We start from the raw sequence: 25073 nt of genomic DNA on the forward strand, positions 1-25073 counted from the left end.
CGGCTTTGCGCTGACTGCCGCCGCCATTATCGCCACTCAGAGCCGCGGCGGCTTGCTTGGCGTGTGTGCGGTCAGCGGCCTGTTTGCCTGGCAGCGGGTGAAGTCGAAAACCCTGTTGATTTCGCTGGGGATGGTCGCGCTGGTGGTGCTGTTTGCAGCCGCCGGGATCAGCGACCGGGCATCTGGCGGCGCCGCCGAGAGCGGGGTCGATGCCTCGGCCATGGGGCGGATCTACGCCTGGCAAGCGGCCTGGGGCATGGCGTTGGGCCATCCGCTGGTGGGGGTGGGCTTGTCCAATTTCTATTACAACTACTTCTTCTACAGCCCCCATTGGGATGGACTGAATCATGCGGTGCACTCCACCTGGTTCGGGGTGCTGGCTGAAACCGGCTTTGTCGGGCTGGCGCTGTTTATCGGCATGGTTGCGGTGACCCTGCGCAGTTGCTGGCGTTGCCAGCTTGCTGGCATGCCTCCTGCAGTGATCACGGCGATGCAGGGGGTGATGGCCAGCATGGTTGGGTTTGTGATTTCGGGATCCTTCCTGACCCAGGGCTTTACCTGGCCCATCTATCTGGAATTGGCGCTGGCCGTCGCCGCCATCAAGTACGTGCAGCAGGCGGCCACAGAGGTGAAGGCCACCGCTGAGGATCATCAGGAGGCAACCCGGTTGCCGGCAGTGCCACCCAAGGGAGCAAGAGGATGAACGCAACCCCTGTTTTGCTGGTTCACTACGGAGAGGACTGGATCCGCGGCAGCGAACGCTGCCTGCTGGATCTGCTGGCCCACCTCGATCGCAGCCGGTTTACGCCGTTGCTCTGGTGCAATAGCCCGACGCTGGCGGCAGAGGCGACCACCCTCGGGGTCGAAACCATGGTCGAGCCGTTCAGCCTGCTGCTGGGATGGCAGGCGCCCCGCTTTGATCTTGCTGCCCATCGGCGCCTCTCCCGGCGAGCCAGAGAGCTCATCACCGAACGGCAGATTGGGCTGGTACATGCCAACAGCGCGGCCCCTTGTCAGTGGCTGGTGGGGGTCTGTCGGGCGTTGCAGGTACCGCTGGTGTGCCACCTCCATGCCCGTTATCAGCCCAGAGACAGATTCAGCCTGCGGGTCCATCAGGCAAACGTGCTGATCGGGGTGAGCGAGCCGGTGTTGACCGGTTGGCGCCAGGATGGCTGCACGGCCGATCGGTTGATCCGGGTTCCCAACGGGGTGGATGCCGCTCGTCTGAATGCGGGGGCTCACTGGCCGGTCGTCGGCATGCTGGGCTTGCCCCCGGGGGATATGATCATCGCCACCGTCGGCTCCCTGATCAAACGCAAGGGGATTGATCTGCTGATCCGCTCGCTGGCTGCCCTGATGGCATCGGGGGAGGAGGCTCAGTTGCTGATCATTGGCAGCGGCCCGGAGCGGGAAGCATTGATGGCGTTGGCTGTCGAACTCGGGGTGGCCGAGCGCGTCCACTTTTTGGGCGAGCGGCCGGACAGTGCCGCGATCTTGCGGGGCGGGGTGGATCTGCTGGTCTCTGGAGCCCGTGAGGAGGTGTTTGGTCTGACGTTGGCGGAGGCGGGCATGTTGGGGCTCCCGGTCAGTGCCTATCGGGTGGGCGGCATCCCTGAAGTAGTGGAGGAGGGGGTGACCGGTTTGCTGGCAACCCCGGGGGATTGGGCCGAGATGGCTGATCACTGGCGGCAATTGAGCAATCCGCAGCGCCGATGTGAAATGGGGCGGGCCGCTCAGTTGCGTGCCGCACAGTTGTTCACGGTGGCGCGCTATGTCGACGGGGTCACGGCGGTGTGGGACGCCGCGCGGGCTGGTCGTTGGCACTCAACGGCCCCCGCGCCCTATCGCACACTCATTCATTGGGCGGGGCAACGACTCCTTGCCAGAGGGTGCAATATGCTGGCGAGTGGGATGGCTAAAGTGGCGCAAAAAGTGCAACTGGGGTTTGGCCGCCGCAAGGTGCCAGAGTAAGGGAGCAGCAAGATGAGCATGCAAACTGAGCCGGTGTTTGGAAAGATCATCGTCGTGGATCCCATCCCGTTTCGCGGTGGCTCCAAGATTGCGACCGAAGTGCTGCTCGATGAGTTGGCCAAGCGGATGCCCGGGCTCACATGCCATGTGCTGACCCAGGATCCCGACTCCTGGTCCCGTTGCCAGCATCATCCTCTTTGGCTGCCCCACATATTGAAGGGGCGGGAGTCCGGCATCGGTTATCTGCTCAAACAGGGGTGGCAGACCCTGCTGATCCTCTGGCTGATGTTGCGTTTGGGGGAGGTGAAGTGCCTGGTGGCGGCGTCCGGGCCGGGGGTGGATCTCTGCTGTTACTGGGCGGCCCGCTGGTTGCGGTGCCGGGTGGTTCAGCTGATCCATGGCCCTGTGGGGTGCTCGGGGCTCTCTGCCAGAGCCTTGCAACGGGCGAGTTTTGTGTTTTATCTCGAATCAACCCGCAGCTCCCTGGGGGCGTTGCTGGCCCGGCTTGGCGAGACCGAGTTCCCGTCACACTGGCAGCCATTTACCAACGGTTTGAGCGAGATTGATTGGCCCAAAGCGACCCTGGGGGGGCCTCGTATTTTGTGGGCGGCTTCGTTGCTGCGCTGGAAGGGGCTGGAGACCATGCTGGCCGCCCATCAGATGATCCCTGATGCTCGCCCCGAGCTGATGGTGTGCTATCTGCAACCCAAGGGCACGCTGCAGCCCTGCAGCCAGCCTCAGCCACAGTTGCCAGACACGCACTGGTATGCCAACCCCGCCAATCTTGACGAGATCCGATCTCGATGCGGCATTTTTGTCTCCACCAGTCACCAGGAGCCGTTTGGTCTCTCCATTCTGGAGGCCATGGCGGCAGGATTATGCGTAGTGATCCCGGCCGATGGCGCCTGGTGGGATCGACATCTCACCGATGACGTGAATTGCCGCAAATATCAGCCAAACGATCCCGGCGATCTGGCGCGGGTGCTGGCCAGCCTCAATGCCATGCCCGACGTGGTCAAGCGACTTGGCCATCATGCCCGCCTGCATGCCATGGTCCATTACAACGCGGCAGATACCTATCAAAGCACACTGGATCAGTGGGAAGGTATGTTGCGATGGGATGCGTTGAGCCTTGCCGTGCATGGTTAGCGCGCAGTGGTTCCCCACGGGGAGGATGGTCACGCATGAGGGACTTATGGGCAGACTGGTTGCGGGAGGCTGGGTGACTCTGCCAGTCTGATGCAGTTACGGCCGGATGATTTGGCGGTGTAGAGCGCAGCATCAGCCAGTTTTACCAGTTCAGACGGCTGCCAGTGACTCGATGGTCTGAGGCAGGCAACACCCATGCTAACTGTCAACAGACCGGTGGCATTTTGTGCGTGTGGCTGCGCGAGTGCAAAAATCAGCCGCTGGATATGTTGGGCAATTTCATAGGCGGATTGACGCTCGACATGTGGCAACAGGATGACAAATTCCTCTCCGCCGTAGCGGGCCACCAACTCCCCCGAGCGGCGCCCGGATTGCGCCAGGGTATGGGCCAGCAATCGAAGGCACTCGTCACCGGCAACGTGGCCATAGAGGTCGTTGAACTGCTTGAAATGATCGATGTCGAGCATGATGAGCGCAATCGGCATCTCTGTCTGAATGCAGCGCTCCCAGGCCTGGTTCAATGAGTTGTCGAACAGACGACGGTTGCCGATATTGGTTAGCCCGTCGGTATTGCTGAGCGCTTCCAGTTTCCGGTTCGCTTCCGCCAGCTCCTTGGTTCTGAGCTCGATAATGAGTTCCAGCTCATGTTGGCGCTCCTCCAGACTGGTCATCGGGTAAATTTCGCTTTCCCGAGCCGCACTGTAAGGGATGGAGATACTGCTGTGAGCAATTTTCCACGCCATGGCTTCGTGTCGAAAAATCAGCACCAGTCTGGCGGTTCTGCGGGAGAGGATAGGTTCTGATTTCGGTAGATGGATATGGAAGAAGGCGGTGACCGCCACCACATCGGCGGCCAGATCTTGCAGGGTCACGGCGAGTATTTCCAGGCGGATCCTGCCCGGGATCTGGGCAAAATCGCGGCGGGTTATCCGGATCCACTCATCTTTATCGGTAACCAGAACATCACTGCTGCCGGCAAAACCACTGAAATTGTCGCTAAACCGCGTGGTGAGCCGATCATCCCGTGATGAATACATCTCGATGTACTCATCAAACAGTGAGCGGATCAACTGTTCCCGTTCAGTGGTCATTGCACTGGGTCCATGTGAAGTGGTCATGTTTTTCAAACGTTCGATTGAACTATAGTCAATTATGTCATTTTAATTGGCTATCTATCTTGATTTTTCTCGTTTTTTTGTTCAATTCCCGCACTTGGCAAGTGTCCCTAGGGCCAGCCAGAAACAAGGCTCCATGGCGTGGTTATCAGAGGCAGTCAGGGGGGGAGGCTTCTCTCTGAAACTGCAGCCGCTTCGGGCTGCATTTCACGAGCTGAGCTGGGCTGTCAACGAGTTCGAGTTCGATCAGGCAAGGTAGTTGCTGGAGCCAGTGCTCGACTGATGATTAACACACATATCGTTTGTCATGTTTATCGTCATCCCAACTCATTTTTTGGGGTTGCCATTGAACAAGAATAATTATCATCCTTATCGATGGGGATGGATATTTACGCTCTAGTTAATTAAGCAGGGTGACGTGAAGGTAAATAGTGTGAAGGTGGGCGGTAACATCTGTAACTGGATGAGAGAATGCATCGCGAGTTAAATATGATGTCTATGTTGCAGACAGTCTTCCACCTTGCCTTTTCTCTTACCATTAATTTGAATGCAGATTCACGATGATGCGTAAACATATCCGTGAGTGCGATATTTTATCCACCAGCATCCAAGACAATAAAGAGTGGGGGGGAGCGTATTGATATGCATGCCTCGGCGGCATCTTTTCATTAAACGGTGTTAAACGGCAGGGAGGCTAAGCGGGGTTGTGCTGTGTGGGCTCGCAGTAGAACGTGTCGCACTGAAGCGCAGGTAAAATGCAAACTGAAACCAAGCGACATGCAGGTAAATCGTGCCGTGCAGGCCGTGCTTGCTACCGGTGGCAGCTGGCCGTTAGACCGTTCTGGTGTGGAGAGGCAAGTCAGGAGGTTGTCCCGTGGATGACTGTATGGAATATGCAATGGAATGAGTAAAGATATATTCAATGGATCATTTATTGGTGGGCATCAGTATTGTGAAATGAGCGGTATAGCCAAGATTTCAATCATGTTAATTTGGCTCACAGTGAAAGAGAGGATATGCGGTGATTAATTATTTAATATCCAATTAAGTTCATAAAATTTACGGGGATGCTAAATATCTCTTTGGGGGTAATTAATTTCATTTGTGATGTGGCTCGCTATGAAAATAGGGGTAAGCCGGTCGAAATTGATAGAGATCAATACTGCAGGGTGGGTGAGTCCTTAGCATTTCCGCTATTAAGCATTTATCAAACAAGTGCTCACTACGGGAATAAGTAGAATGGTCGAGGATAATTTTTTATCGGCTCATGGGATTAATCGCCGTGATTTTATGAAATTGTGTGCCGGGATGGCCGCAACCCTGGGATTAAGTCAGCATGCCGTCGCCAAGATGGCCACCGCGCTCACCAGCCCCGAGCGGCCGCCGGTGATCTGGATTGGGGCGCAGGAGTGCACCGGCTGTACCGAGTCACTGCTGCGGGCCACGCACCCCACCATCGAGAACCTGATCCTCAATACCATTTCGCTGGAGTACCACGAGGTACTCTCGGCTGCCTTTGGTCATCAGGCGGAAGAGAACAAGCACAACGCCATCAAGCGCTATAAAGGCAAGTATGTGCTGGTGGTGGATGGCTCCATTCCGCTCAAAGATGGTGGAGTCTACTGCATGGTGGCCGGTGAGCCCATCGTCGACCATATTCGCCGTGCTGCCGCCGATGCGGCTGCGGTCATCGCCATCGGCTCCTGCGCTGCCTGGGGCGGTGTGCCTGCCAGCGGCGGCAACCCGACCGGTGCCGTTAGTCTGGAAGAGGCCCTCGGCAATATCAGCACACCCATCATCAATATCCCGGGCTGCCCGCCCAATCCCCACAACTTCCTCACCACGGTTGCCTACTACATCACCTACGGCAAGCTGCCGGCGCTGGATAGCAAGAAGCGTCCGTTGTTTGCCTATGAGCGGCTGATCCACGAGAACTGCGAGCGTCGTCCGCACTTCGACGCAGGGCGTTTTGCCAAGGAGTTTGGTGATGAGGGTCACCGTCAGGGTTGGTGTCTTTACCATCTGGGCTGCAAGGGGCCGGAGACCTACGGCAACTGTTCAACTCTGGAGTTCTGCGATGTGGGCGGCGGCATCTGGCCGGTCGGTATCGGTCACCCCTGTTATGGCTGCAACGAGCAGGGGGTCGGTTTTAGCAAGGGGATCTTCCAGCTCGCCAAGGTCGAGAACCCGACCCCGCGGGTGGATAAACCCGATGTGAAAATTCAGGAGGGGGGCTATACCTCGCCCACCGCGACCGGCCTTATCGGTGGCGCCCTCGGGGTGCTGGTTGGGGTGAGTCTGATGACGGTGCGTGAACTCGGTCGCCAGCAGAAGCGCCACGAAGCCGGGCAGCACCCATCACGGGAGGAGTAACCGTGAACAGACGCAACTTCCTCAAATTCGCCTCCGTCGGTGCGCTGGCGGCGGGCACAGCCGTACCCGGCACCGCACTGGCGGCGGCCAAGAACAAGCCGCCTATTCCCGGCGCGCTCGGCATGCTCTACGACTCTACCCTCTGCGTCGGCTGTCAGGCCTGTGTGGCGGAGTGTCAGCGCCTCAACGGCAACCCGGCCAATCCAGCCGGGGCGCAAACCTGGTCCAACAACGACAAGCTGACCCCCTACACCAACAACATCATTCAGGTGTGGAAGAGCGGCACTGGCGAGCACAAGGATCAGTTGGTGGATGGCTACGCCTACATCAAGAAGCAGTGCATGCACTGTGTCGATCCCAACTGCGTCTCTGTCTGTCCGGTGCAGGCTCTTAAAAAAGATCCCAAGACCGGCATCGTTCACTACGACCCGAGCGTCTGCACCGGCTGTCGCTACTGCATGGTGGGCTGCCCGTTCGATGTGCCCAAATATGACTATGACAACCCGCTGGGGGCGATCCACAAGTGCGAGCTCTGCAACCAGAAGGGGCTTGAGCGGATCGATCAGGGCAAGTTGCCCGGCTGTGTCGAGGTGTGCCCCACCGGCGCCGTGATTTTCGGTACCCGCGAGGAGCTGATGGCCGAGGCCAAGCGCCGCCTGCTGGCGACTCCGGGCAGCGAATATGCCTATCCGCGCCAGACCCTCTCTGCCAACGACCCTTACCTGCACGAGGTGCCCAACTACCAGCCTTACGTCTATGGCGAGAAGGAGGGGGGCGGCACCCAGGTGCTGGTACTGGCCGGGGTGCCCTATACCAAGCTCGACATGCCCGATCTGCCGGAGCTCTCCTCCGGTGCCCGCTCCGAGCATATCCAGCACACCCTCTACAAGGGGATGGTGCTGCCCATGGTGGTGCTGACCGGCCTTTCGGTGCTCATTCGCCGCAACACCAAGAATGGTCACGATCACCATCACGATGATGGCCATGATCAGGGGAGTGTGCAGATCAAGGATCAGGGCACCACAAAGGGAGGCAAGGATCATGAGTAATCACAAGGCACATCCCCTCGGCGGCAAGCTGGTCAGCTGGCCTGTGCTGGTGCTGGCCCCCTTTGCCGTGTTGTGCGGCATGTTGATTTTAAAACGCCTCGTCTTCGGGCTGGGCTCGGTCACCGATCTGAATGGCGGTTATCCCTGGGGACTCTGGATCTCGTTCGATCTATTGATCGGTACCGGTTTCGCCTGTGGCGGCTGGGCGCTGGCCTGGGCTGTCTATGTGTTCAACCGGGGCGAGTATCATCCGCTGGTGCGACCGGCTCTTTTGGCGAGCCTGTTTGGCTACTCGCTGGGCGGCCTCTCCATCACCATCGACGTGGGCCGTTACTGGAACCTGCCGTACTTCTACCTGCCCGGTCACTTCAACACCTCCTCGGTGCTGTTCGAGACGGCGGTCTGCATGACCATCTATATCGGGGTGATGGCGCTGGAGTTCGCTCCCGTGCTGCTGGAGAAGTTCGGCTGGAAGGCGTCGCTCATTCGCCTCAACAAGATCATGTTCTTCGTGCTGGCGCTGGGGGCTCTGCTGCCCACCATGCACCAATCCTCCATGGGCTCGTTGATGATCGTCGCGGGGGAGAAGATCCATCCGCTCTGGCAAAGCTACGAGTTGCTGCCGGTCTTTTCGCTGCTGACCGCCTTCATCATGGGCTTCTCCATCGTGGTATTTGAGGGCTCTCTGGTGCAGGCAGGACTGGCGGGGCGGGGCCCCAATGAGAAGTCGCTCTTCTACAAGCTGACCCAGGTGATCGACATCTTCCTGATCCTGTTTGTGGCGCTGCGCTTTGCCGAGATCGTCATCCACGACAAGTCGGAGTATCTCTCCGAGTTCAATCGCTTCTCCATCATGTTCTGGAGCGAGATTGCGCTGATGATCTTCCCGCTGCTGGTGTTCCACTGGGACAAGAGCCGCCGGGATTCGCGCATGTTGTTCCTGGGGGCCCTCAGCATGCTGCTGGGCGCCGCCCTCTGGCGACTGGATTACTCCCTGCTCGCCTTCAACCCCGGCAATGGCTACCACTACTTCCCCTCTGCGGAGGAGGTGCTGATCTCTCTGGGCTTTGTTGCCATCGAGGTGTGTGCCTATTTGCTGTTGATCCGGCTATTGCCGGTACTGCCATCACTTGAACGTGTTCACCAAGATTATCAGGCCCGAGGGAAAGCCAACGTATGAGCCAACGTATCACCATAGACCCCATCACCCGCATTGAGGGGCACCTGCGTATCGACTGCGAAATCGAAGGCGGAAAAGTGACCAAGGCCTGGTCGTCCGGCACCATGTGGCGCGGGATGGAGGAGATCGTCAAGGGCAACGACCCGCGCGATGCCTGGATGATAGTGCAGCGCATCTGCGGGGTATGTACCTCCATTCACGCCATCGCTTCGGTGCGGGCGGTGGAGAATGCCATCGGTGCCAAGGTGCCGGTCAATGCCCAGTTCATCCGCAACCTCATCATCGCGGCCCACAACATCCACGATCACATTGTTCACTTCTACCAGCTCTCCGCGTTGGACTGGGTGGACATCACTGCGGCGCTGCAGGCCAATCCACAAAAGGCGGCGGATATCCTCAAGGGGGTATCGACCTGGTCCCTCAATAGTGCCGACGAGCTGACCAAGGTGCAGGACAAGATCCGCGCCCTGGTAGCGAGCGGCCAGCTTGGCATCTTTGCCAACGGCTACTGGGGTCACAAGGAGATGAAGCTGAGCCCGGAGGTGAACCTCATCGCCGTGGCCCACTACCTGCAGGCGCTGGAGTGCCAGCGCGATGCCAACCGCATCGTCGCCATCCTCGGTGGCAAGAGCCCGCACATCCAGAATCTGGCGGTGGGCGGCGTGGCCAACCCCATCAATCTGGATGCACCGAGCGTGCTCAACCTGGAGCGGCTGCTCTATGTGAAGAGCTTTATCGATCGGCTCGGCGAGTTTATCGAGCAGGTCTACAAGGTGGATGCCGCCATCATCGCCGCCCACTACCCCGAGTGGCTGAGCCTGGGGCAGGGGGCCAAGCACTACCTGAGCGTGCCGGAGCTGCCCACCGACGCCAATGGCGGCAGCTTCCTGATGCCCGGTGGCTATATCGAGAATGGCAATCTGGCGGGTTATCGCCCCATCGAGAGCCATCAGGATGGCTGGCTGATGGATGGCATCGCCGAGAGCAACAAGCACGCCTGGTACAAGGATGACGAGCCTCTCAAACCCTGGGAGGGCAAGACCGAGCCCAACTACACCGGCTGGCAGGATGACGGCAAGTACTCCTGGGTCAAATCCCCCACCTTCTACGGCAAGGTGGTAGAGGTGGGGCCGCTCGCAGACCTCTTGGTGAAACTGGCCGCCAAACATCCGGAGACGGTTGTTCACTTTGATCAGCTGAACGGTCTCTACAAGGCGCTGACCGGCTCCGCCATCAAGACTGAACAGCTGCACTCCACCATGGGCCGCATCATTGGCCGGGCGGTGCGTTGCTGCGTGCTGAAAGATACCCTGGCGCATCAGTGGAAGGCGCTGGTGGACAACATCGGCAAGGGGGATACCACCGCCTATATCAAGGCCGAGATCCCGGCGGATAAAGAGTTTCGCGGAGTGGGCTTTGAAGAGGCACCACGCGGCATGCTCTCCCACTGGATCGTCATCAAGGGCGGCAAGATCGAGAACTATCAGGCGGTGGTGCCATCGACCTGGAACTCGGGCCCGCGCAACTTCAATGATGAGCCCGGCCCCTACGAGCAGGCGCTAGTGGGCACCCCGGTGGCGGATCCCGCCAAACCGCTGGAGGTGGTGCGCACCATCCACTCGTTCGACCCCTGTATGTCCTGTGCGGTGCATGTGGTGGATACCCAGAATGGCGAAACGACTCAGGTGAAGGTGCTGTGATGAACACCTTGATCCTGGGCGTGGGCAACCTGCTCTTGAGTGACGAGGCCGTCGGCGTGCGCATCGTTGAGGCGCTGGGGCGCGAATACCGTTTCGCCCCCGGTATCGAGCTGCTCGATGGCGGCACCGCCGGTATGGAGTTGCTCGAAGCGATGGCCAGTCGCGATCACATCATTCTGGTGGATGCGGTGCGCAGCGGTAATCCGCCGGGCACCGTCGTGACCCTGAAGGATGAGGAGATCCCGACCCTGTTTGGTCGCAAGATATCCCCGCACCAACTGGGGCTGGCGGATGTGCTCTCGGCGCTGCACATGACGGGGGAGTCGCCCAAGCGGCTCACCCTGATCGGCGTCGAGCCCGAATCCCTCGAACCCCGTATCGGCCTCACCCCTGTGGTGGCGGCTGCCATGGGGGAGGCGACGGATCGGATTTTGACCCTGCTGGCCGCCGTTGGCGCGCCCGCCATTGTGCTCTCTGAGCAGGAGAAAGCTGAACAAGCACGGGAGGGCCTATGGCGCAGTCCCATTTAAGCGAGGCTGAGAGAGTGCTGGAGATAGTACCGGAGACAGCGCAGGAGTTTGCCGGTTTTGCAAGCGACCCCGCGCCCCTGCTGGTAGCCCAGTATGAGCGGATCGCCCGGGAGGAGATGCAGGCGTTGCCTTTCTATCACGCCAGCATGCCTATAGTGGCGGAGTGCACGTTGTTTGAAGGTCAGTGGCTCGGCTGTGTGCTCACCCCCTGGATGTTGAGCGTGGTGGTGCTGCCGGGGCCGGATCAGCTTTGGCCGGTGCGCAGCAGCAGTGAGCGAATCGCTCTGCAGCTCCCCTGCGGCAACATGACCTTTATGGTGGGTGATCTGCCCGAAAGTGGTCAGCTGTTGTCCTGCTCCCTGATGTCGCCGCTCGATCCCCATCTCGGGGCCGGGGAGGGGCGAGCACTGGTGAGCAGCACCCTCAAGATGTTGCTCTCCTTGCCGGTGCAGCAAGGGGCTGGCGGTGTGGATCTGGGCCGCAGACGGCTATTCGGTGCCCGGCGCGGTCAACCGGCATAGTCGCTAGGTTTCACGCGAAATCAAGTTTAGAATAGGGGGCCATTTTGGCCCCTCACTCCCATGTTCAGACACGCATTCCGCCTCTTTTTTGAGTGATGATCCGTGAGTGGTACAAAACAAGAAGGATCCCCATGACTGTTCCACGCAATTCTCTTCGCTATTACTGTGGCACCACTGCTGCCGCCCTGTTGACTCTGCTGCTTGGCTCCGCCTCTCACGCGGCGCTGGCCGCGGCCCAACCTGTGCCTGCCGAGCTTAAGCTCGCCATCGGTGCCGAACCCACAGAAGGGTTTGACCCTCTGCTTGGCTGGAGCCACGGCAGCTACCTGCTGCTGCACAGCCCGCTGCTCAAACAGATTGCTGGCGATAGTGCCGATCTCAGCTGGCAGAATGTGCTCACCCAAGCGGTGACCCCGAGCAAGGATGGCAAGGGGTGGATCATTACCCTCAAGCCTGACCTGAAATTCTCCAACGGTGCACCGCTCACCGCCGAGGATGTGGCCTTTACCTACAACAGCGCAGCCCAAGGCGGCGGCAAGATCGACATGGGCAACTTTGTCTCGGCCAAGGTGCTCTCGCCCACCGAGGTTGCCATCACCCTGAGTGCCCCCCAGAGCACCTTCGTCAACGTGCTGGGATCTTTGGGGATAGTGTCGAAGCGGGATTACGACGCAAAAGCATATGCCCAAAAGCCGGTCGGTGCCGGCCCTTACCGGCTGGTGAGCTTCCTGCCCGGCCAACAGCTGGTGGTAGAGGCGAACCCCTATTACGCCGGCGGCAACAATGACTTCAAACGGTTGGTGTTTGTCTTTATCGACGAAGAGAGCGCCTATGCCGCGGCCCAGAGCAGCCAGCTCGATGTGGTGCGCATCGCCCCGTCACTGGCGCCCACCGTGCCTGCCTCCCTCAAGCTGTGGGTGCGGCCGAGCGTGGAGAACCGTGGCATCGTCTTCCCTATTCCGCCAGCGGGTGGCAAGGATGCCAAGGGTTATCCCATCGGCAACGACGTGACCTCGGATGTGGCGGTGCGCCGTGCCATCAACTACGCCATCGACCGCAAGTTGCTGGCCGACCAGCTGCTGGAAGGGCACGCCATCCCCGCTTACAGCGCGGTAGAAGGGTTGCCATGGCTAAACAAAGCCACCGCCTTCAAGGATGGAGATGTCGGCCACGCCAACGCCCTGCTCGACGAGGCCGGTTGGAAGATGGGCAGTGACGGCATTCGCCACAAGGGCGACCTGCGCGCCGCCTTTACCCTCTGGTACACCAGCGGTGACAGCACCCGCCGGGATCTGGCGGAAGCGGTGCGCGCCATGCTCAAACCCATTGGCCTTGAGGTGAGCCTCAAGTCCGGCAGTTGGGAGCAGGTGGAACGGGAGATGCACGCCAACCCAGTGCTGATGGGGTGGGGGAGTCTGGATCCCATGGAGCTCTATCACCACTACCAGAGCGGCTCCGGCGGCGTGGAGTTCTACAACCCGGGCTACTACAGCAACCCTGTGGTGGATGGCCACCTCAAGCAGGCGCTGGATGCTCCGAACTGGCAGGCGGCCGTGCCGTTCTGGCAGCAGGTGGAGTGGGATGGCAAGACCGGCGCCGGAGTGCAGGGGGATGCCGCCTGGGCCTGGCTGCTCAATGTGCAGCACACCTATCTCGCCAACCGTTGCATCGATCTTGGCAAGGGGGCGCCGGAAATCCACGGTAGCTGGTCCCTGCTCAACAACCTGCAGGATTGGCGGTGGACGTGCCGGTAAGTTCGCCCTTGAGTCATTCAGGTTATCTGTTGCTAAAAGCCCTGCTGCGTCTGGCAGGGCTGCTCTGTCTGGTCTCGGTCGCCACCTTTGTGCTGCTGAGTTACTCCCCCATCGACCCCATCAAGGCCTATATCGGCAACGATCTGCTCCATGTGCCGCCGGAGCAGTACGCCCGCATCGCCGCTCGCTGGGGGCTGGATCAACCGCTCTGGCTGCGCTACTGGCACTGGTTTAGCCAGGTGCTACGGGGGGATCTCGGTTACTCCATGCTCTACAACGCGCCTGTGGGTGAGGTAATAGGCCAGCGCTTTGCCGCCTCCTTCCTGCTGCTGGCGGGTGCCTGGCTGCTCTCCGGCTGTTTCGGCATTCTGCTGGGCCTCTGCGCCGGTCGCTATCTCAATCACTGGCCCGATCGCCTGATTTGCCGCTTCGCCTACCTGCTCGCCTCCCTGCCCACCTTCTGGGTCGGCCTGTTGCTGCTCGCCCTGTTTGCGGTGCACTGGCCGCTACTGCCGGTCTGCTGCGCCTGGACGCCAGGCCTCTCCGCCGATGAGGCAGATTGGGCTATGCGAGCGCGCCATCTGTTGCTGCCGGTGACCGCGCTCGCCCTGCTCGGGGTGGGCAATATTGCCCTGCATACCCGGGGGCGGGTGGCCGAGGTGCTGGCGAGCGACTTTATACGCTACGCCCGCGCTCAGGGGGATGGCGGCTGGCCCATGCTGCGTTTTCATGTGCTGCGCCACGCCCTGACCCCGGCGCTCTGCCTGCAGTTTGCCTCCCTTGGCGAGCTGATTGGCGGGTCGCTGTTAGCGGAGAAAGTTTTCTCTTATCCGGGACTCGGGCAGGCCACCGTGGATGCGGGGCTGCGGGGGGATATCCCCCTGCTGATGGGGATCGTCCTCTTCTGCACCCTGCTGGTCTTTATTGGCAACACGGTGGCCAGTGTGCTGTTGGCCCGCATCAATCGGGGCTGGGAGGGTGAGCATGCTGTTTAATCCGCTTCCCTCCATAGTGCGCCTCGCTGTAGCCCTGCTTGGATTGGCGCTGCTGGCTGCTTACGGCTGGAGCCTCTCTCATCAGGATGTGCCGATGGATCTGCTGGCGCGCCAGCAGCCCCCCTCGCTGGCCCACTGGTTCGGCACCGATCAGATGGGGCGGGATCTCTGGTTGCGAGCCTTTCAGGGCACCCTCACCAGTCTGGAGCTCGGCATCAGCACGGCGCTCTGCAGTGGCCTGCTGGCCATGGTGGCGGCAAGCGTGTCGCTCATCCATCCCAGATGCGATGCAACTGTGCGAATGGTGATCGACGCCATGTTGGCGCTGCCCCATATGCTGCTGCTGATCCTTATCTGCTTTACCGTAGGGGGCGGCATGCACGGGGTGATCCTGGCGGTGGCGCTCACCCACTGGCCCAAGTTGGCACTCATTCTTTGCGCAGAAGCGCGGCAGATCGCCTGCAGCGACTACGTGGTGCTGGCCCGCTGTCAGGGGATGGGTGCGCTGCGTCGCTGGCGCATCCACCTGCTGCCGGGGCTGTTGCCCCAGTGGTTTATCGGCACCTTGCTGATGTTTCCCCATGCGGTACTACACAGCGCGGCCTTGAGCTTTCTCGGCTTTGGTCTGGCGGCCCACGAGGCCTCGCTGGGCCTGCTGCTGGCCGATGCCCTGCGTTATCTGGCCGGTGGCGGTTGGTGGCTGGCCCTCTTCCCGGGACTGATGTTGCTGCTGCTGGTACTGCTGTTTGATCAGGCCACTCGCGCCTTGCAACAGCTGTTGTGGCACAGGAGTGAACCATGCTGAGTTTTGATCAGGTGACCATAGAGGCGGCCCACTACTCCTGGCTGGGACGGCGCAGCTGGCAGCCTTTGCTGACCGATATCAGCCTGCAACTGGCGACTGGGGAGATAGTGGCGCTGGTGGGGGGGAGCGGCGAGGGCAAGAGCCTGCTGCTGCAAAGCGCCCTGACCCTGCTGCCGGACAATCTGCGCATGCGCGGCACCATCTCCCTCGATGGCACGCCACTGTGCGATGCCAGTCGGGCCCGTCTGCGCGGCCACACCCTCTGCTATGTGCCGCAGGGGGTAAGCGCCCTCAATCCGCTGCTGACGGTGGAGCGCCAGCTTGGCCGCGCGGCGCGCCTCTGCGGTCAGAGCGGTTCTCGCGAGCGGCTCGGCGAGCAGTTGCTGCGCTACCAGCTGCCCGCGACCACCCTGGACAGATTCCCGCGCCAGCTCTCCGGTGGCATGGCCAAGCGCATTCTGGCCTGCACTGCGGCCCTTGGTGGTGCCCGCTACATTCTGGCGGACGAGATCACCGCCTGGCTCGACGAGGGGCTGGCCTGCCAGCTGCTCAGCCAGTTGCGTGAATTGGCCAATCAGGGCAGCGGCATCCTCTGGGTGACCCACGATCTGGCGCTGGCGGCCCGCTTTGCCGATCGCATAGTCGCGCTCCATAAGGGCCAAGTGAGCGATACCTTGAGCAGCCACCATCTGCGGCAAGGGCAGGGGAGCGAGATGCTCCGTGCCCACTGGCAGGCGCTGCCGGAATTCAACGCGCTCTTCTCTGTGCCGGAGGTTTCCTGATGTTGGAAGTACGAAATCTCACTATCGCCCAGGGGGAACGTCCCCTCTGGCAGGGGTTATCGCTGACGGTGAAAGCGGGCGAGCGGCTCGGCATCTCCGCACCGAGCGGCCATGGCAAGACCACGCTGGGGCGGGTATTGGCCGGTTGGCAACCGGTTGGGGCTGGCGGGCAGATCCTGCTGGATGGGCAGCCAGTACCTGAACAGGTAAAAGGTTATAACCCCATCCAGCTGGTGCCCCAGCACCCGGAGCTCACCTTCAATCCCTATCGCACCACCGGGCAGGCGCTCTGGGATGTATGGCGCCCCGATGACGCCATGCTGGCCCGCTTTATGGTCAAACCTGAGTGGCTTGGTCGCAAACCCGGTCAGCTATCCGGTGGCGAGCTGGCCCGCATCGCGCTGCTGCGCGCCCTCGATCCCCGCACCCGATTGCTGATTGCCGACGAGGTGACCGCCCAGCTGGATCCGCAAATCCAGCGTCAGCTCTGGCAGGAGCTGATGCGCGAGTGCGAGCAGCGCGGGCTTGGCATGCTGATCTTCAGTCACCAGCAGGCGCTGCTGCGCCAGATCTGCCATCGGGTACTGCGCTTTGGTGAGCCGCCTGCGGAGCAGGAGGCGATGGCCCGTAGCGTGGCCTGAGGATTGGCTTCCCCCTCATCCCCAGCCCTTCTCCCGCAAGGGGAGAAGGGGGCAGACGGTGCCATCTCACCCGCCCGGGGTTAGGGTTTGGAAAATCTCGGGGTTTAAGAATATGGCTGGTTGTTATGCTCGAAGCCCCCTGAGGGGTTTGAGGGCGTCGTATAGCCGCGGCATCCACAAACCGGTTCCCTCTCCCTGGGGAGAGGGCTAGGGTGAGGGGAAGCGAGTGTGGGATGCTGGCCATTTTGGACGGATAGCATGACCGACAAGGTCTACAGATAAAAGAGAGGGAGGCATCAGCCTCCCTCTCTTGCTATCCGCCGTTGGTAACGGCATTTAACCGGTTCTGGTTCAGGCCGTAGCCAGCCAGTTAAGCCAGGCATCCATCCCTTCTCCCGTGGTGGCACTGACCTGGATCACCTGGATATAGGGGTTGACCCGTTTGGCGTTCTCGATGCAGCGGGCCACGTCAAAGCTGACGTAGGGCAGCAGATCGATCTTGTTGATCACCATCAGCTGGGCGGCGGCAAACATATCCGGGTATTTCAGCGGCTTCTCTTCCCCCTCGGTGACGGAGAGGATCGCCACCTTGTACTTCTCGCCGAGATCGAAGCTGGCGGGGCAGACCAGATTGCCAACGTTCTCGATAAAGAGGATGCCCCCTTCATTGGCGGGCAGCTGGTGGCAGGCGTCGTGAACCATTTTGGCATCCAGATGGCAGCCCTTGCCGGTGTTGATCTGCACGGCAGGAACGCCGGTGGCACGGATGCGATCCGCATCGGCGCTGGTCTGCTGATCCCCTTCGATTACCGCGCAGGGGCGTTTGTCGGCCAGTTGGCGCAAGGTTTCGCACAGCAAGGTGGTCTTGCCTGAACCCGGGCTCGACACCAGGTTAAGCACCAACTGGGCCGCCTCGTCGAAGTGCTCGCGGTTATGGGCCGCCAAGGCATTGTTCTTGGCCAGCACATCCATCTCGATGGCGATCAGCTGACGCTGCCCCATGCCGGGGACCGATAATCCCGCTTCCCCTTTGCCGTAGTGCAGATCACCCTGCTGATGGTCATGGTCATGGTCATGGTCATGGTCACGCCCGTGATCATGAGAGTGGGGATGATCATGATGATGGTCGTGGGGGTGATCATGGTGGTGCTCATGGGGCTGATCATGGCCCTCGTGGCTCATGGGTGCCCGCACCCCGTGGTAGTGATGATGAACATCACCCTGATGGTGGTAGTGGTGGTGAATGATCAGGGTGCGCGGCGCACCCTGCTCGTGGTCATGATGATGATGGGCGTCATGAGCATGATGATGGCCGTGCTCATGACCATGTTCATGGTGATGTTCATGTTCGTGATGATGCTCATGATCGTGCTCATGGCCGGCAATCCGCGCCTGACCGCATCCGCATACGCTACACATATCAACTTACCTCGATGTCGGTGATGCGCAGGCTATCACCCTGCGCGACTCGTAATTTGTATCCGCCACACCCGGGGCAGGCCTGCCCGCGCTCGGTGAGGGAGACCGTCTGGTTGCAGTCGTAACACCAGGCCTCTGCCGCCTGGTGCTGAAAGTGAAGCTGGGCCCCTTCGACGGCGGTGCCCTTGGCGGCAGCCTCGAAACAGAAGGCAATGGTGTCCGGGTCGACGCAGGAGAAGCTGCCAACCTCGAGCCAGAGGGCGGTCACCTTGGTAAAGCCCCGCTGGGTGGCCTGTTCGGCTGCCAGATCGATGGCGGCCATGGCCAGAGACATTTCGTGCATGGTGGCTCCTTAACCGATATGGGGAGGAGCAGTGACTCCTCCCTGTAATTGACGGAACGGCATGGCCGCTCAACAGATCCGCGGCAGCAGCTCCCCTTGCGGCAGCTCCAGATAGCGGCGGCTGCCCCAGGGGTTGTTGAGGATCACCTTGTGGCGATCGCTCGCCTGCACCACGCCGATCTGACTGGCTGCGGGGTTGAATTGCCGCAAGATGCCCAGCGCGTCCTGCGCCTGTTCGGCTGGCAGGGCCAGCACCATGGTCCCCTCGTTGGCGAGATCATGGGGCTCGAAACCGTAGAGCTCGCACAGGCCGCGCACCGGATCGCAGACCGGAATGGCGGACTCCTCCAGCTCGATGGCCACCTGGGAGGCAGTGCTCCATTCATTGAGCACTGCGGCGAGGCCACCGCGGGTGGCATCGCGCAGGGCGTGGGGGGTGATCCCCGCTTGCAGCAGCGCTTCTACTTGCGGCCAGAGGGTGGTGCAGTCGCTTTTCAGATCAGATCCCAGTTGCAGGGCATCGCGGGCCATCAGGATGCAGGCGCCGTGGCTGCCGATATCCCGCGACACCAGAATGGCGTCACCGGCTTTGAGGTTGCGTACCGAGATGCCCCGGCTCTGCTCAGGCAGCGGGAAGGTACCGACCCCGCTGGTGTTGATAAAGATCTTGTCGGCCGCCCCCTTGGGCACCACCTTGGTGTCGCCGCAGACGATGCGGGCGCCGCTTTTGGCAAGCTCTGCCGCCATCGACTCGACGATGCGGGCGAGATCGGCGTAGGGGAAGCCCTCCTCGATAATAAAGCTGCAGCTCAGATACTCGGGTTTGGCCCCCATCATGGCGAGATCGTTGACCGTGCCGGCGATAGCCAGCTTGCCGATATCACCCCCCTCGAAGAAGAGCGGCGAGACGGTAAAGCTGTCGGTGGTGAAGGCGACGGGGCCCTCAACCGGCAGCAGGGCTGCATCTTCACCGCGCAGCAGGATCTCGTTGCCAAAGTGGCGAAAGAAGAGCTGGTTGAGCAGCTGGTTCATCTCGACACCACCGCCGCCGTGGCTAAGTTGGATTTCTCTCATTGTTCCTGGATCCCCATATATCGGTAGTAGGCATTGCAGGCCCCTTCGGAGCTGACCATGCAGCTGCCCATGGGCTGGGTCGGGGTGCAGCCCCGGCCAAAGACTTTGCACTGGTTCGGTTTGGCCAGGCCGCGCAGGATATCGGCGCACTGGCACGCCTTATGGTCATCGATGGGAGTCTGATTGAGCGCGAAGTGGCGCTCCGCATCGCGCTTGGCAAACGCATCGCGCAGGCGCAGGGCGGAGGCGTTGATATCGCCGAGGCCTCGCCAGCGAAAGTGCTCGCGGGTCTCGAAAAAGCGCTCGACCAGCCGCTGGGCGGCTTTATTGCCGCTGGCGGTGACGGCGCGGCTGTACTGCACCTCCAGCGCGTAGCGACCCTCCACCTTCTGGCGCACCATCATCAAGAGCGCCTCCATCACATCCACCGGTTCGAAGCCGCTCACCACCACCGGCACCTGATAGCGATCGACGATGGGCAGGTAGATATCGGCGCCGGTAATGACACTGACGTGGGAGGGGCCGATAAAGGCGTTCACCTTGGCCACCCCGTCGGCCATCACCGCATGAATGGCGGGGGGCACCAGCACATGGTTGATATGAAACAGCAGGTTCAGGGCCCCTTCTTCTTCAGCGGCAGCCAGCAAGGCGGCGGTCATCGGGGTAGAGGTCTCGAAACCGATGGCGAAGAAGACCACGGTTTTCTCAGGGTTCTCACGGGCGATACGCAGGGCGTCGAGGGGGTCATAGATCGGACGGATATCGCTCCCCTTGGCGCGCTGCTGGGCCAGCGTGCCCTTGGAGCCCGGCACCCGGATCATGTCCCCCAGGGTGACCAGAATGACGTTGGGCTGGCGGGCCAGCTCGATGGCCTGATCGATGCGCTCTTTTGGCATGATGCAGACTGGGCAGCCGGGGCCGTGAACGAACTCGATGTTGGCTGGCAGCAGCTGGTGCAGGCCGTACTTCATGATGGTGTGGGTATGACCGCCGCACACCTCCATCACCCGCAGTGGTCCGGGGAGTAATTTGGCCAGTTCGGTGATCTGGGCGGCGAGGGCGCGGATCACCTCGGGCTGGCGAAAGCCCTGAAAGAGATCATTGAGGGTCAGCATGGCAAGATATCCTGTTTGGGCATCAGGGCCACCATCTGGCGGAAGCTCTCGAGGCTGGCCTGTGCCTCCTCCTGGTCAATCTTGCTCATCACAAAGCCGATATGGAGCAGCACATAGTCGCCCACCTGGAGAGGCTCTTCGAGCAGCATGCAGCTGACGCGTCGCTGCACTCCCAGGGTGTCGACGGTGACGCAGTTATCTTCGGGGTGCAGTTGCACCACCTGAGAGGGGATGGATAGACACATGAATTTCAGGACTCCGACAAGGTGGCACCGCCGGTGGTGACAGGCTGGTGCGTGGCAATATGGTGGATGGCAAACCAGAGCTGACCGGCGGCGATGCCACCGTCATTGAGCGGCAGGGTTTCGCTGGTCAATACCTGCCGACCGGCCGCTTCGAGTGCGGGCACCAGCTGGTCCATCAGCACCCGGTTTTGAACGACGCCGCCCCCGAGCGCCACCGGATAGCCGGGGAAGCGTTCGGCAAGGGCGATGACCAGATTGCTGATGGCGCGGATAAAACCGGCGGCCAGGCTGGCGGTGGAGGTGCCTTTGTGCCGCTCGCTGACAAGGGTATTGATGAGCTCGGCCCACTGGATCTGCAGTGGTCCCTCTGTTGATTGGCTGAGATCAAAGGCGAGGGGGAAGGGCAATTCATCGGGGGCCAGCTGCAAGGCGGCTGCCTCCAGCAGGAGTCCCGCTTCGCCCTCGTAATCCGGGGTATCGATCACTCCCAAGAGCGCCGCCACCGCATCGAACAGCCGACCGATGGAGCTGGTGTAGGGGGCGTTGCGACCGAGATGCCAGAGCTGGTGCAGGTTGCTGATCCGCTTAAGGGGCACTTGCTTGATCAACGGAATATCGAGGGCGCTGATCTGCTCAGGGCTATGCGATTCAAACAGCAGCCCCAGCAGCTGGCGCACCGGCTCGCGGATGGCCGCCTCGCCGCCGATCAGCTTGAAAAGCCTGAGATGGGCAACGCGCTCAAATCCCTGAACGTCTGCGATCAGCAGCTCACCGCCCCAGAGGGTGCCGTCATCCCCAAGGCCGGTGCCGTCAAAGGCAACCCCCAGCACCGGGCCTATGATGTTGTGCTCGGCCATCACCCCCAGCAGGTGAGCGTGATGGTGCTGCACCTCGAGATGGGTTGCACCTTGATCCTGGCAATAGCTTTTGGCCCACTGGTGGCTGAGGTAGCCGGGGTGGCGATCCGAGACCAGCAGTTCTGGCTTGAGATCGTAGAGTTCGCGAAAGGTGGCCAGGGTCTGCTCGAAGTGCTCCTGCATCGGCAGGCTGTGCAGATCGCCGATATAGGGGCTGTAGATGCGCTGGCGGCTGAAGGCGAGCGCCAGCTGGTTCTTCTGCTGCGCCCCGACCGCCAGCAGCGGTACCTTGACCGCCTGTTGCAGGCTGGGGGTGCAGGGGGCATAGCCCCGGGCGAGGCGCAACGTCTGGCGCCGCCCGCCTGCCCACTGCACCAGACTGTCGTCGCAAGGGTGCAGGATGGGGCGGTTGTGATCCAGGATGCCGTCAATCTCGCTGCCGAGCTCCCTGACCACCGCCTCGCACTCGATAAGGATTGGGCTGCCGCGACCATTGGCGCTGGTGGCCACCAACGGCATGGCGCAGGCATCCAGCAGCAGCTGATGGAGCGGGGTATAGGGGAGCATAACTCCAAGGTAGGGGATGCCGGGGGCTATCCCCTCGGCCAGCGGCGCGGCTGAGGGTCCAGATTCTGAGTGCCGATCATCATTTTTGCTCTTGTGCAGCAATGTGATGGGTCTGGCCTGAGAGGCGAGCAGCTTCCACTCGTCTTCGCTGCCGGTGACATGCAATTTGGCCTCGGCAAGGGAGCCCATCATCACCGCCAGTGGCTTGCGCGCGCGCCGCTTGAGCGTTCGCAATCTGGCAACACTCTGTTCATTGCGGGCATCACACATCAGGTGATAACCCCCCATCCCCTTGACCGCAATCAGCGACCCCGCTTGCAGGGCGCTTGCAGCTGCTTGCTGCGCATCCTCGCGCTCGGCCAGCGCATCGCCGTTGCCGCTGCGCCAGGTCAGATGCGGCCCGCACTCGGGGCAGCTCACCGGCTGGGCATGGTAGCGTCTGTCCAGCGGGTTTTCATAAGCCGCCGCACAGCGCGGGCACATGGCAAAGTCGGCCATGGCGGTGTGGGGGCGGTCGTAGGGGAGGCGGCGGATAATGGTGTAGCGCGGGCCGCAGTGGGTGCAGTTGGTAAAGGGGTAGTGGTGGTGGCGATCTTTGGGGTTGGCCACATCGTTGGCGCACGCCTCGCACATCCCCTGATCCGGCGAGATGGCGACCGTAGCGGCGCTCTGCTGCTGGCTGGCCTTGATATGAAAGGCGCCGTTGTAGTCGGGATCCGGATCTTGGGGCAGTTCCCGCTCGTTGAAATGATCGATTCGGCTCAGTGACGGCGCCAATTCCCGCAGTTCGCGGGCAAAGGCGGCCAGCTGCTCGGGGGAGCCTTCAGCGCCTATGGTGACGCCGTTGGCATCGTTCAGCACATAGCCGGTAAGGCCATGGCGTAGCGCCAGCCCATAGACGAAGGGGCGAAAGCCGACCCCCTGCACTATGCCGTCGATATGAAATTCGCGGCGCAGCCGGTTGGCCACAGGATTGGGAGAGCTAGAGGGGGCGATGGTGGCGCTCATGCCGGCTCCATCTCATCTTGAGTCTGCGGCAAGCGCAGCACCCGGCGCTCGTTCTCCTCGCGCCGCACCCAGCCATCCATCTCCATGCGCAGGCAGAACGGAATGGCGTATTTGCGCGACAAACCGGTGATCTCCTTGAGGGATGCCATGTCGATCAGAGCTCCCACCTGCTGGCCCGCCAGCACGGCGGCGACCATCTGGTTGTAAAGCACGGCGTCGTAGTAGATGGGGCCATCGAGCTGCACCAGATACTTGAGTCGCGCCAGGTTGCGCAGCTGCTTTTGCAACGCGCCTTTTTGCTGCAAGCCCTGCTGCAGGGCGACGGGCAGCTTGCGGGTGATAAAGGGATCCAGCTCCACGCCGCCGGGGCCCAGTTTACCGGGCTCGTAACCCTCCTTGCCTTGATCTCGCACCACCTTGAGTACCAGCTGCGCCTCTTCTCCCAGATCGTCTTCCGACTCGCCGCTGCCCGGCTGCCACTTGTCATGGTGCAGGCGAATGTGCTGCTCGCTCTTGAGCTGCTGGAGTAGGGCCTGAGTGACCGGCAGGGCGATGCCAAAGCGGGTTGCAAGCTCTGCAGCGCTGAGCGGTTCGCTGGCCAGCGTAGCCAGCAGTTGGTCGCGACTTTGGGCCAGCCAGCAGCTATCCAGCAGCCATTCACCGAGGGGTGTGGCCTGCTCTGGCTGCTGGTCAAAGCGGCTGGCCAGCACATAGCCGTTGAGCCCCAGCTGCAAGGCTGCGGGGTTGTAGCCCTCCAAGTCATCAGGCAGCTCGCCCAGCAGAGTGTGCAGTGCCTTGCGTCTGGCGGGGTGGATGTCGCCGCACCAGACGATGCGGGCGCCGTGCAGCAGTTCGCTGCTGCCGTGGCGAATGATGGCGAGCGGCTGGCCGAAGAAGCAGGGGATGGGACTGGTAAAGATCAGTCGCGCCAGTTGGGTATCCTTGATGGGGACGAAACGGGCTCGGCCATGCCAGCTGCCAAGGGCCACTTCGACCTCGCGGTTGCGCTGTTCCCGGATGCTGCCGCCGACCTCGCAGAGCCGCACGATAAGGTGGGTTGCCGCCTCGCACTGGCCAGCGGCGTTGGTAAGGCAGTGACCGCGGGCCACCTCCTTGTGGGGCACTTTTTTCAGGCCCACTGCCACCCGGCAGACAGCGCCGATCTCGTCGACGCTCTGGTGATAGGCCTGCAGGGAGCGCACCTGCACCTCCCGATCGGCGGGGTAGAGGCGCAGCTTGTCCCCCACCTTGAGGCGGCCCTGTTGCAATGTGCCGGTCAGCACGGTACCGGTGCCATTGGCGGTAAAGACCCTGTCTACATACAGTCGCGGGGCGCTCTGCTCGCGGGCAGCGTGTGAGGTAGGTAGCTCGGCAAGCTGGCGCACGATGGCGGTGTGCAGGGCAGCCATATTCTCGCCGGTTTTGGCGCTGACGCTGACGATATCGGGCACCATGCCGCTCTCGTCCATCACCCGCTCCAGCAGGCTCTCCTCCAACAGCAAAAGCTCGTCAGGGGAGACCAGATCGCACTTGTTGATGCAGACCAAGAGGCGCGGTACCCCCATCGCCTTGAGCAGGCGCAGGTGATCGCCGGTCATCGGCATCCACCCCTCGTCGGCGGCAATCACCAGCAGCACCAGATCCAGACTCCAGAGCCCCGCCACCATGTTGCGGATATAGCGCTCGTGGCCGGGCACGTCGATGACGCCTATGGTGTTGCCCTGACCGTCGTCAAAGTGGGCAAAGCCGAGATCCTGGGTCATGCCGATGGCCTGCTCATGGGCGCGGGCGGTGGTGATGCCGGTAAGGGCCTTGATCAGCAGGGTCTTGCCGTGATCCACGTGGCCGGCAAGACCGATAACGGCGCGATAGGGGGTCAT

At 61.5% G+C, this 25073-nt stretch carries 23 protein-coding genes; 15 read left to right on the forward strand and 8 right to left on the reverse strand.

Annotated features, from left to right (window positions below; all coding sequences use genetic code 11):
* The 3 genes from BN1139_RS19475 to BN1139_RS19485 all read left to right on the forward strand — a co-directional run.
* A partial coding sequence (locus BN1139_RS19475) for an O-antigen ligase family protein (RefSeq protein ID WP_041980873.1) occupies positions 1-703 on the forward strand: 703 nt, incomplete at its 5' end.
* Complete coding sequence (locus tag BN1139_RS19480; protein WP_005351443.1) at positions 700-1971, forward strand: glycosyltransferase family 4 protein; 1272 nt, start codon at positions 700-702, stop codon at positions 1969-1971. The genes BN1139_RS19475 and BN1139_RS19480, both read left to right, overlap by 4 nt.
* Positions 1972-1983: 12 nt before the next feature.
* Positions 1984-3120, forward strand: coding sequence for a glycosyltransferase family 4 protein (locus tag BN1139_RS19485; RefSeq protein WP_005351446.1), 1137 nt, complete (start codon positions 1984-1986; stop codon positions 3118-3120).
* Between the two features lie 44 nt (positions 3121-3164).
* Here the strand turns inward: BN1139_RS19485 and BN1139_RS19490 are convergent, their stop codons facing one another.
* Positions 3165-4211: a GGDEF domain-containing protein gene (locus BN1139_RS19490; protein WP_005351448.1), complete on the reverse strand. Its 1047-nt coding sequence runs from the start codon at positions 4209-4211 to the stop codon at positions 3165-3167.
* 1263 nt (positions 4212-5474) lie between these two features.
* Between BN1139_RS19490 and hybO the strand changes: the two genes are divergently transcribed.
* The 11 genes from hybO to BN1139_RS19545 all read left to right on the forward strand — a co-directional run bounded on the left by hybO (position 5475) and on the right by BN1139_RS19545 (position 16565).
* A complete protein-coding gene (gene hybO, locus BN1139_RS19495; protein ID WP_005351450.1) occupies positions 5475-6608 on the forward strand; it encodes a hydrogenase 2 small subunit in 1134 nt (377 codons plus the stop codon).
* A gap of 2 nt (positions 6609-6610) precedes the next feature.
* A complete protein-coding gene (hybA, locus tag BN1139_RS19500) occupies positions 6611-7657 on the forward strand; it encodes a hydrogenase 2 operon protein HybA (protein ID WP_005351456.1) in 1047 nt (348 codons plus the stop codon).
* Positions 7650-8837: a Ni/Fe-hydrogenase cytochrome b subunit gene (gene hybB / locus BN1139_RS19505; RefSeq protein WP_005351459.1), complete on the forward strand. Its 1188-nt coding sequence runs from the start codon at positions 7650-7652 to the stop codon at positions 8835-8837. Before hybA ends, hybB begins: the two co-directional genes overlap by 8 nt.
* Positions 8834-10537, forward strand: a complete 1704-nt coding sequence (hybC, locus tag BN1139_RS19510) for a hydrogenase 2 large subunit (RefSeq protein WP_005351461.1) — start codon at positions 8834-8836, stop codon at positions 10535-10537. The genes hybB and hybC overlap by 4 nt, the downstream gene beginning before the upstream one ends.
* Positions 10537-11067: a HyaD/HybD family hydrogenase maturation endopeptidase gene (locus tag BN1139_RS19515; protein WP_005351464.1), complete on the forward strand. Its 531-nt coding sequence runs from the start codon at positions 10537-10539 to the stop codon at positions 11065-11067. Before hybC ends, BN1139_RS19515 begins: the two co-directional genes overlap by 1 nt.
* Complete coding sequence (hybE, locus tag BN1139_RS19520; protein WP_005351468.1) at positions 11049-11588, forward strand: hydrogenase-2 assembly chaperone; 540 nt, start codon at positions 11049-11051, stop codon at positions 11586-11588. The genes BN1139_RS19515 and hybE overlap by 19 nt, the downstream gene beginning before the upstream one ends.
* 131 nt (positions 11589-11719) lie before the next feature.
* Positions 11720-13342: an ABC transporter substrate-binding protein gene (locus tag BN1139_RS19525; protein WP_005351471.1), complete on the forward strand. Its 1623-nt coding sequence runs from the start codon at positions 11720-11722 to the stop codon at positions 13340-13342.
* The gene (locus BN1139_RS19530) at positions 13327-14337 is read left to right on the forward strand and encodes an ABC transporter permease (RefSeq protein ID WP_005351475.1); all 1011 of its coding nucleotides are present in this window, start codon (positions 13327-13329) and stop codon (positions 14335-14337) included. Before BN1139_RS19525 ends, BN1139_RS19530 begins: the two co-directional genes overlap by 16 nt.
* Positions 14327-15142: an ABC transporter permease gene (locus tag BN1139_RS19535; protein WP_005351479.1), complete on the forward strand. Its 816-nt coding sequence runs from the start codon at positions 14327-14329 to the stop codon at positions 15140-15142. Before BN1139_RS19530 ends, BN1139_RS19535 begins: the two co-directional genes overlap by 11 nt.
* Positions 15136-15924, forward strand: a complete 789-nt coding sequence (locus tag BN1139_RS19540; protein WP_005351482.1) for an ATP-binding cassette domain-containing protein — start codon at positions 15136-15138, stop codon at positions 15922-15924. Before BN1139_RS19535 ends, BN1139_RS19540 begins: the two co-directional genes overlap by 7 nt.
* A complete protein-coding gene (locus tag BN1139_RS19545; RefSeq protein WP_005351486.1) occupies positions 15924-16565 on the forward strand; it encodes an ATP-binding cassette domain-containing protein in 642 nt (213 codons plus the stop codon). The genes BN1139_RS19540 and BN1139_RS19545 overlap by 1 nt, the downstream gene beginning before the upstream one ends.
* Positions 16566-16916: 351 nt before the next feature.
* Here the strand turns inward: BN1139_RS19545 and hypB are convergent, their stop codons facing one another.
* Positions 16917-17747 carry a hydrogenase nickel incorporation protein HypB gene (gene hypB, locus BN1139_RS19550; RefSeq protein WP_198283670.1) on the reverse strand — a complete coding sequence of 277 codons (831 nt, stop codon included), beginning with the start codon at positions 17745-17747 and terminating at the stop codon, positions 16917-16919.
* On the opposite strand from hypB, the gene BN1139_RS21830 reads away from it, so the two are divergent.
* Positions 17628-18008, forward strand: coding sequence for a hypothetical protein (locus tag BN1139_RS21830; protein ID WP_232297608.1), 381 nt, complete (start codon positions 17628-17630; stop codon positions 18006-18008). The genes hypB and BN1139_RS21830 overlap by 120 nt on opposite strands.
* On the opposite strand, the gene hypA is transcribed toward BN1139_RS21830, so the two are convergent.
* The 6 genes from hypA to selB form a co-directional block, all read right to left on the reverse strand.
* Positions 17986-18327 carry a hydrogenase maturation nickel metallochaperone HypA gene (gene hypA, locus BN1139_RS19555; protein ID WP_005351492.1) on the reverse strand — a complete coding sequence of 114 codons (342 nt, stop codon included), beginning with the start codon at positions 18325-18327 and terminating at the stop codon, positions 17986-17988. The two genes, BN1139_RS21830 and hypA, sit on opposite strands and share 23 nt — an antisense overlap.
* Positions 18328-18396: 69 nt before the next feature.
* Positions 18397-19401, reverse strand: coding sequence for a hydrogenase expression/formation protein HypE (hypE, locus tag BN1139_RS19560; protein ID WP_005351494.1), 1005 nt, complete (start codon positions 19399-19401; stop codon positions 18397-18399).
* On the reverse strand, positions 19398-20516 hold the full coding sequence (hypD, locus tag BN1139_RS19565) for a hydrogenase formation protein HypD (protein ID WP_005351495.1): 1119 nt from the start codon (positions 20514-20516) through the stop codon (positions 19398-19400). Before hypD ends, hypE begins: the two co-directional genes overlap by 4 nt.
* Positions 20510-20761, reverse strand: a complete 252-nt coding sequence (locus tag BN1139_RS19570; RefSeq protein ID WP_005351497.1) for a HypC/HybG/HupF family hydrogenase formation chaperone — start codon at positions 20759-20761, stop codon at positions 20510-20512. The genes hypD and BN1139_RS19570 overlap by 7 nt, the downstream gene beginning before the upstream one ends.
* A gap of 5 nt (positions 20762-20766) precedes the next feature.
* Entirely contained in the window at positions 20767-23193 is a 2427-nt protein-coding gene (gene hypF / locus BN1139_RS19575) for a carbamoyltransferase HypF (RefSeq protein ID WP_005351501.1), read from the reverse strand.
* Positions 23190-25073, reverse strand: a complete 1884-nt coding sequence (gene selB, locus BN1139_RS19580; protein WP_005351503.1) for a selenocysteine-specific translation elongation factor — start codon at positions 25071-25073, stop codon at positions 23190-23192. The genes hypF and selB overlap by 4 nt, the downstream gene beginning before the upstream one ends.

The sequence above is a fragment of the Aeromonas veronii bv. veronii genome, assembly GCF_000820225.1.
Classification (GTDB): Bacteria; Pseudomonadota; Gammaproteobacteria; order Enterobacterales; family Aeromonadaceae; genus Aeromonas; species Aeromonas veronii.

Coding starts and splice junctions, on each gene's coding strand:
- BN1139_RS19535 (WP_005351479.1), top strand. CDS start 14,327: ATGCTGTTTAATCCGCTTCCCTCCATAGTGCGCCTCGCTGTAGCCCTG.
- hypE (WP_005351494.1), bottom strand. CDS start 19,401: ATGAGAGAAATCCAACTTAGCCACGGCGGCGGTGGTGTCGAGATGAAC.
- hybB (WP_005351459.1), top strand. CDS start 7,650: ATGAGTAATCACAAGGCACATCCCCTCGGCGGCAAGCTGGTCAGCTGG.
- BN1139_RS19480 (WP_005351443.1), top strand. CDS start 700: ATGAACGCAACCCCTGTTTTGCTGGTTCACTACGGAGAGGACTGGATC.
- BN1139_RS19525 (WP_005351471.1), top strand. CDS start 11,720: ATGACTGTTCCACGCAATTCTCTTCGCTATTACTGTGGCACCACTGCT.
- BN1139_RS19490 (WP_005351448.1), bottom strand. CDS start 4,211: ATGACCACTGAACGGGAACAGTTGATCCGCTCACTGTTTGATGAGTAC.
- hybO (WP_005351450.1), top strand. CDS start 5,475: ATGGTCGAGGATAATTTTTTATCGGCTCATGGGATTAATCGCCGTGAT.
- BN1139_RS19540 (WP_005351482.1), top strand. CDS start 15,136: ATGCTGAGTTTTGATCAGGTGACCATAGAGGCGGCCCACTACTCCTGG.
- hypA (WP_005351492.1), bottom strand. CDS start 18,327: ATGCACGAAATGTCTCTGGCCATGGCCGCCATCGATCTGGCAGCCGAA.
- selB (WP_005351503.1), bottom strand. CDS start 25,073: ATGACCCCCTATCGCGCCGTTATCGGTCTTGCCGGCCACGTGGATCAC.
- hypB (WP_198283670.1), bottom strand. CDS start 17,747: ATGAGCCACGAGGGCCATGATCAGCCCCATGAGCACCACCATGATCAC.
- hypF (WP_005351501.1), bottom strand. CDS start 23,193: ATGAGCGCCACCATCGCCCCCTCTAGCTCTCCCAATCCTGTGGCCAAC.
- BN1139_RS19570 (WP_005351497.1), bottom strand. CDS start 20,761: ATGTGTCTATCCATCCCCTCTCAGGTGGTGCAACTGCACCCCGAAGAT.
- hybE (WP_005351468.1), top strand. CDS start 11,049: ATGGCGCAGTCCCATTTAAGCGAGGCTGAGAGAGTGCTGGAGATAGTA.
- BN1139_RS19545 (WP_005351486.1), top strand. CDS start 15,924: ATGTTGGAAGTACGAAATCTCACTATCGCCCAGGGGGAACGTCCCCTC.
- BN1139_RS19485 (WP_005351446.1), top strand. CDS start 1,984: ATGAGCATGCAAACTGAGCCGGTGTTTGGAAAGATCATCGTCGTGGAT.
- hypD (WP_005351495.1), bottom strand. CDS start 20,516: ATGCTGACCCTCAATGATCTCTTTCAGGGCTTTCGCCAGCCCGAGGTG.
- BN1139_RS21830 (WP_232297608.1), top strand. CDS start 17,628: ATGGTCATGGTCATGGTCATGGTCACGCCCGTGATCATGAGAGTGGGG.
- hybC (WP_005351461.1), top strand. CDS start 8,834: ATGAGCCAACGTATCACCATAGACCCCATCACCCGCATTGAGGGGCAC.
- BN1139_RS19515 (WP_005351464.1), top strand. CDS start 10,537: ATGAACACCTTGATCCTGGGCGTGGGCAACCTGCTCTTGAGTGACGAG.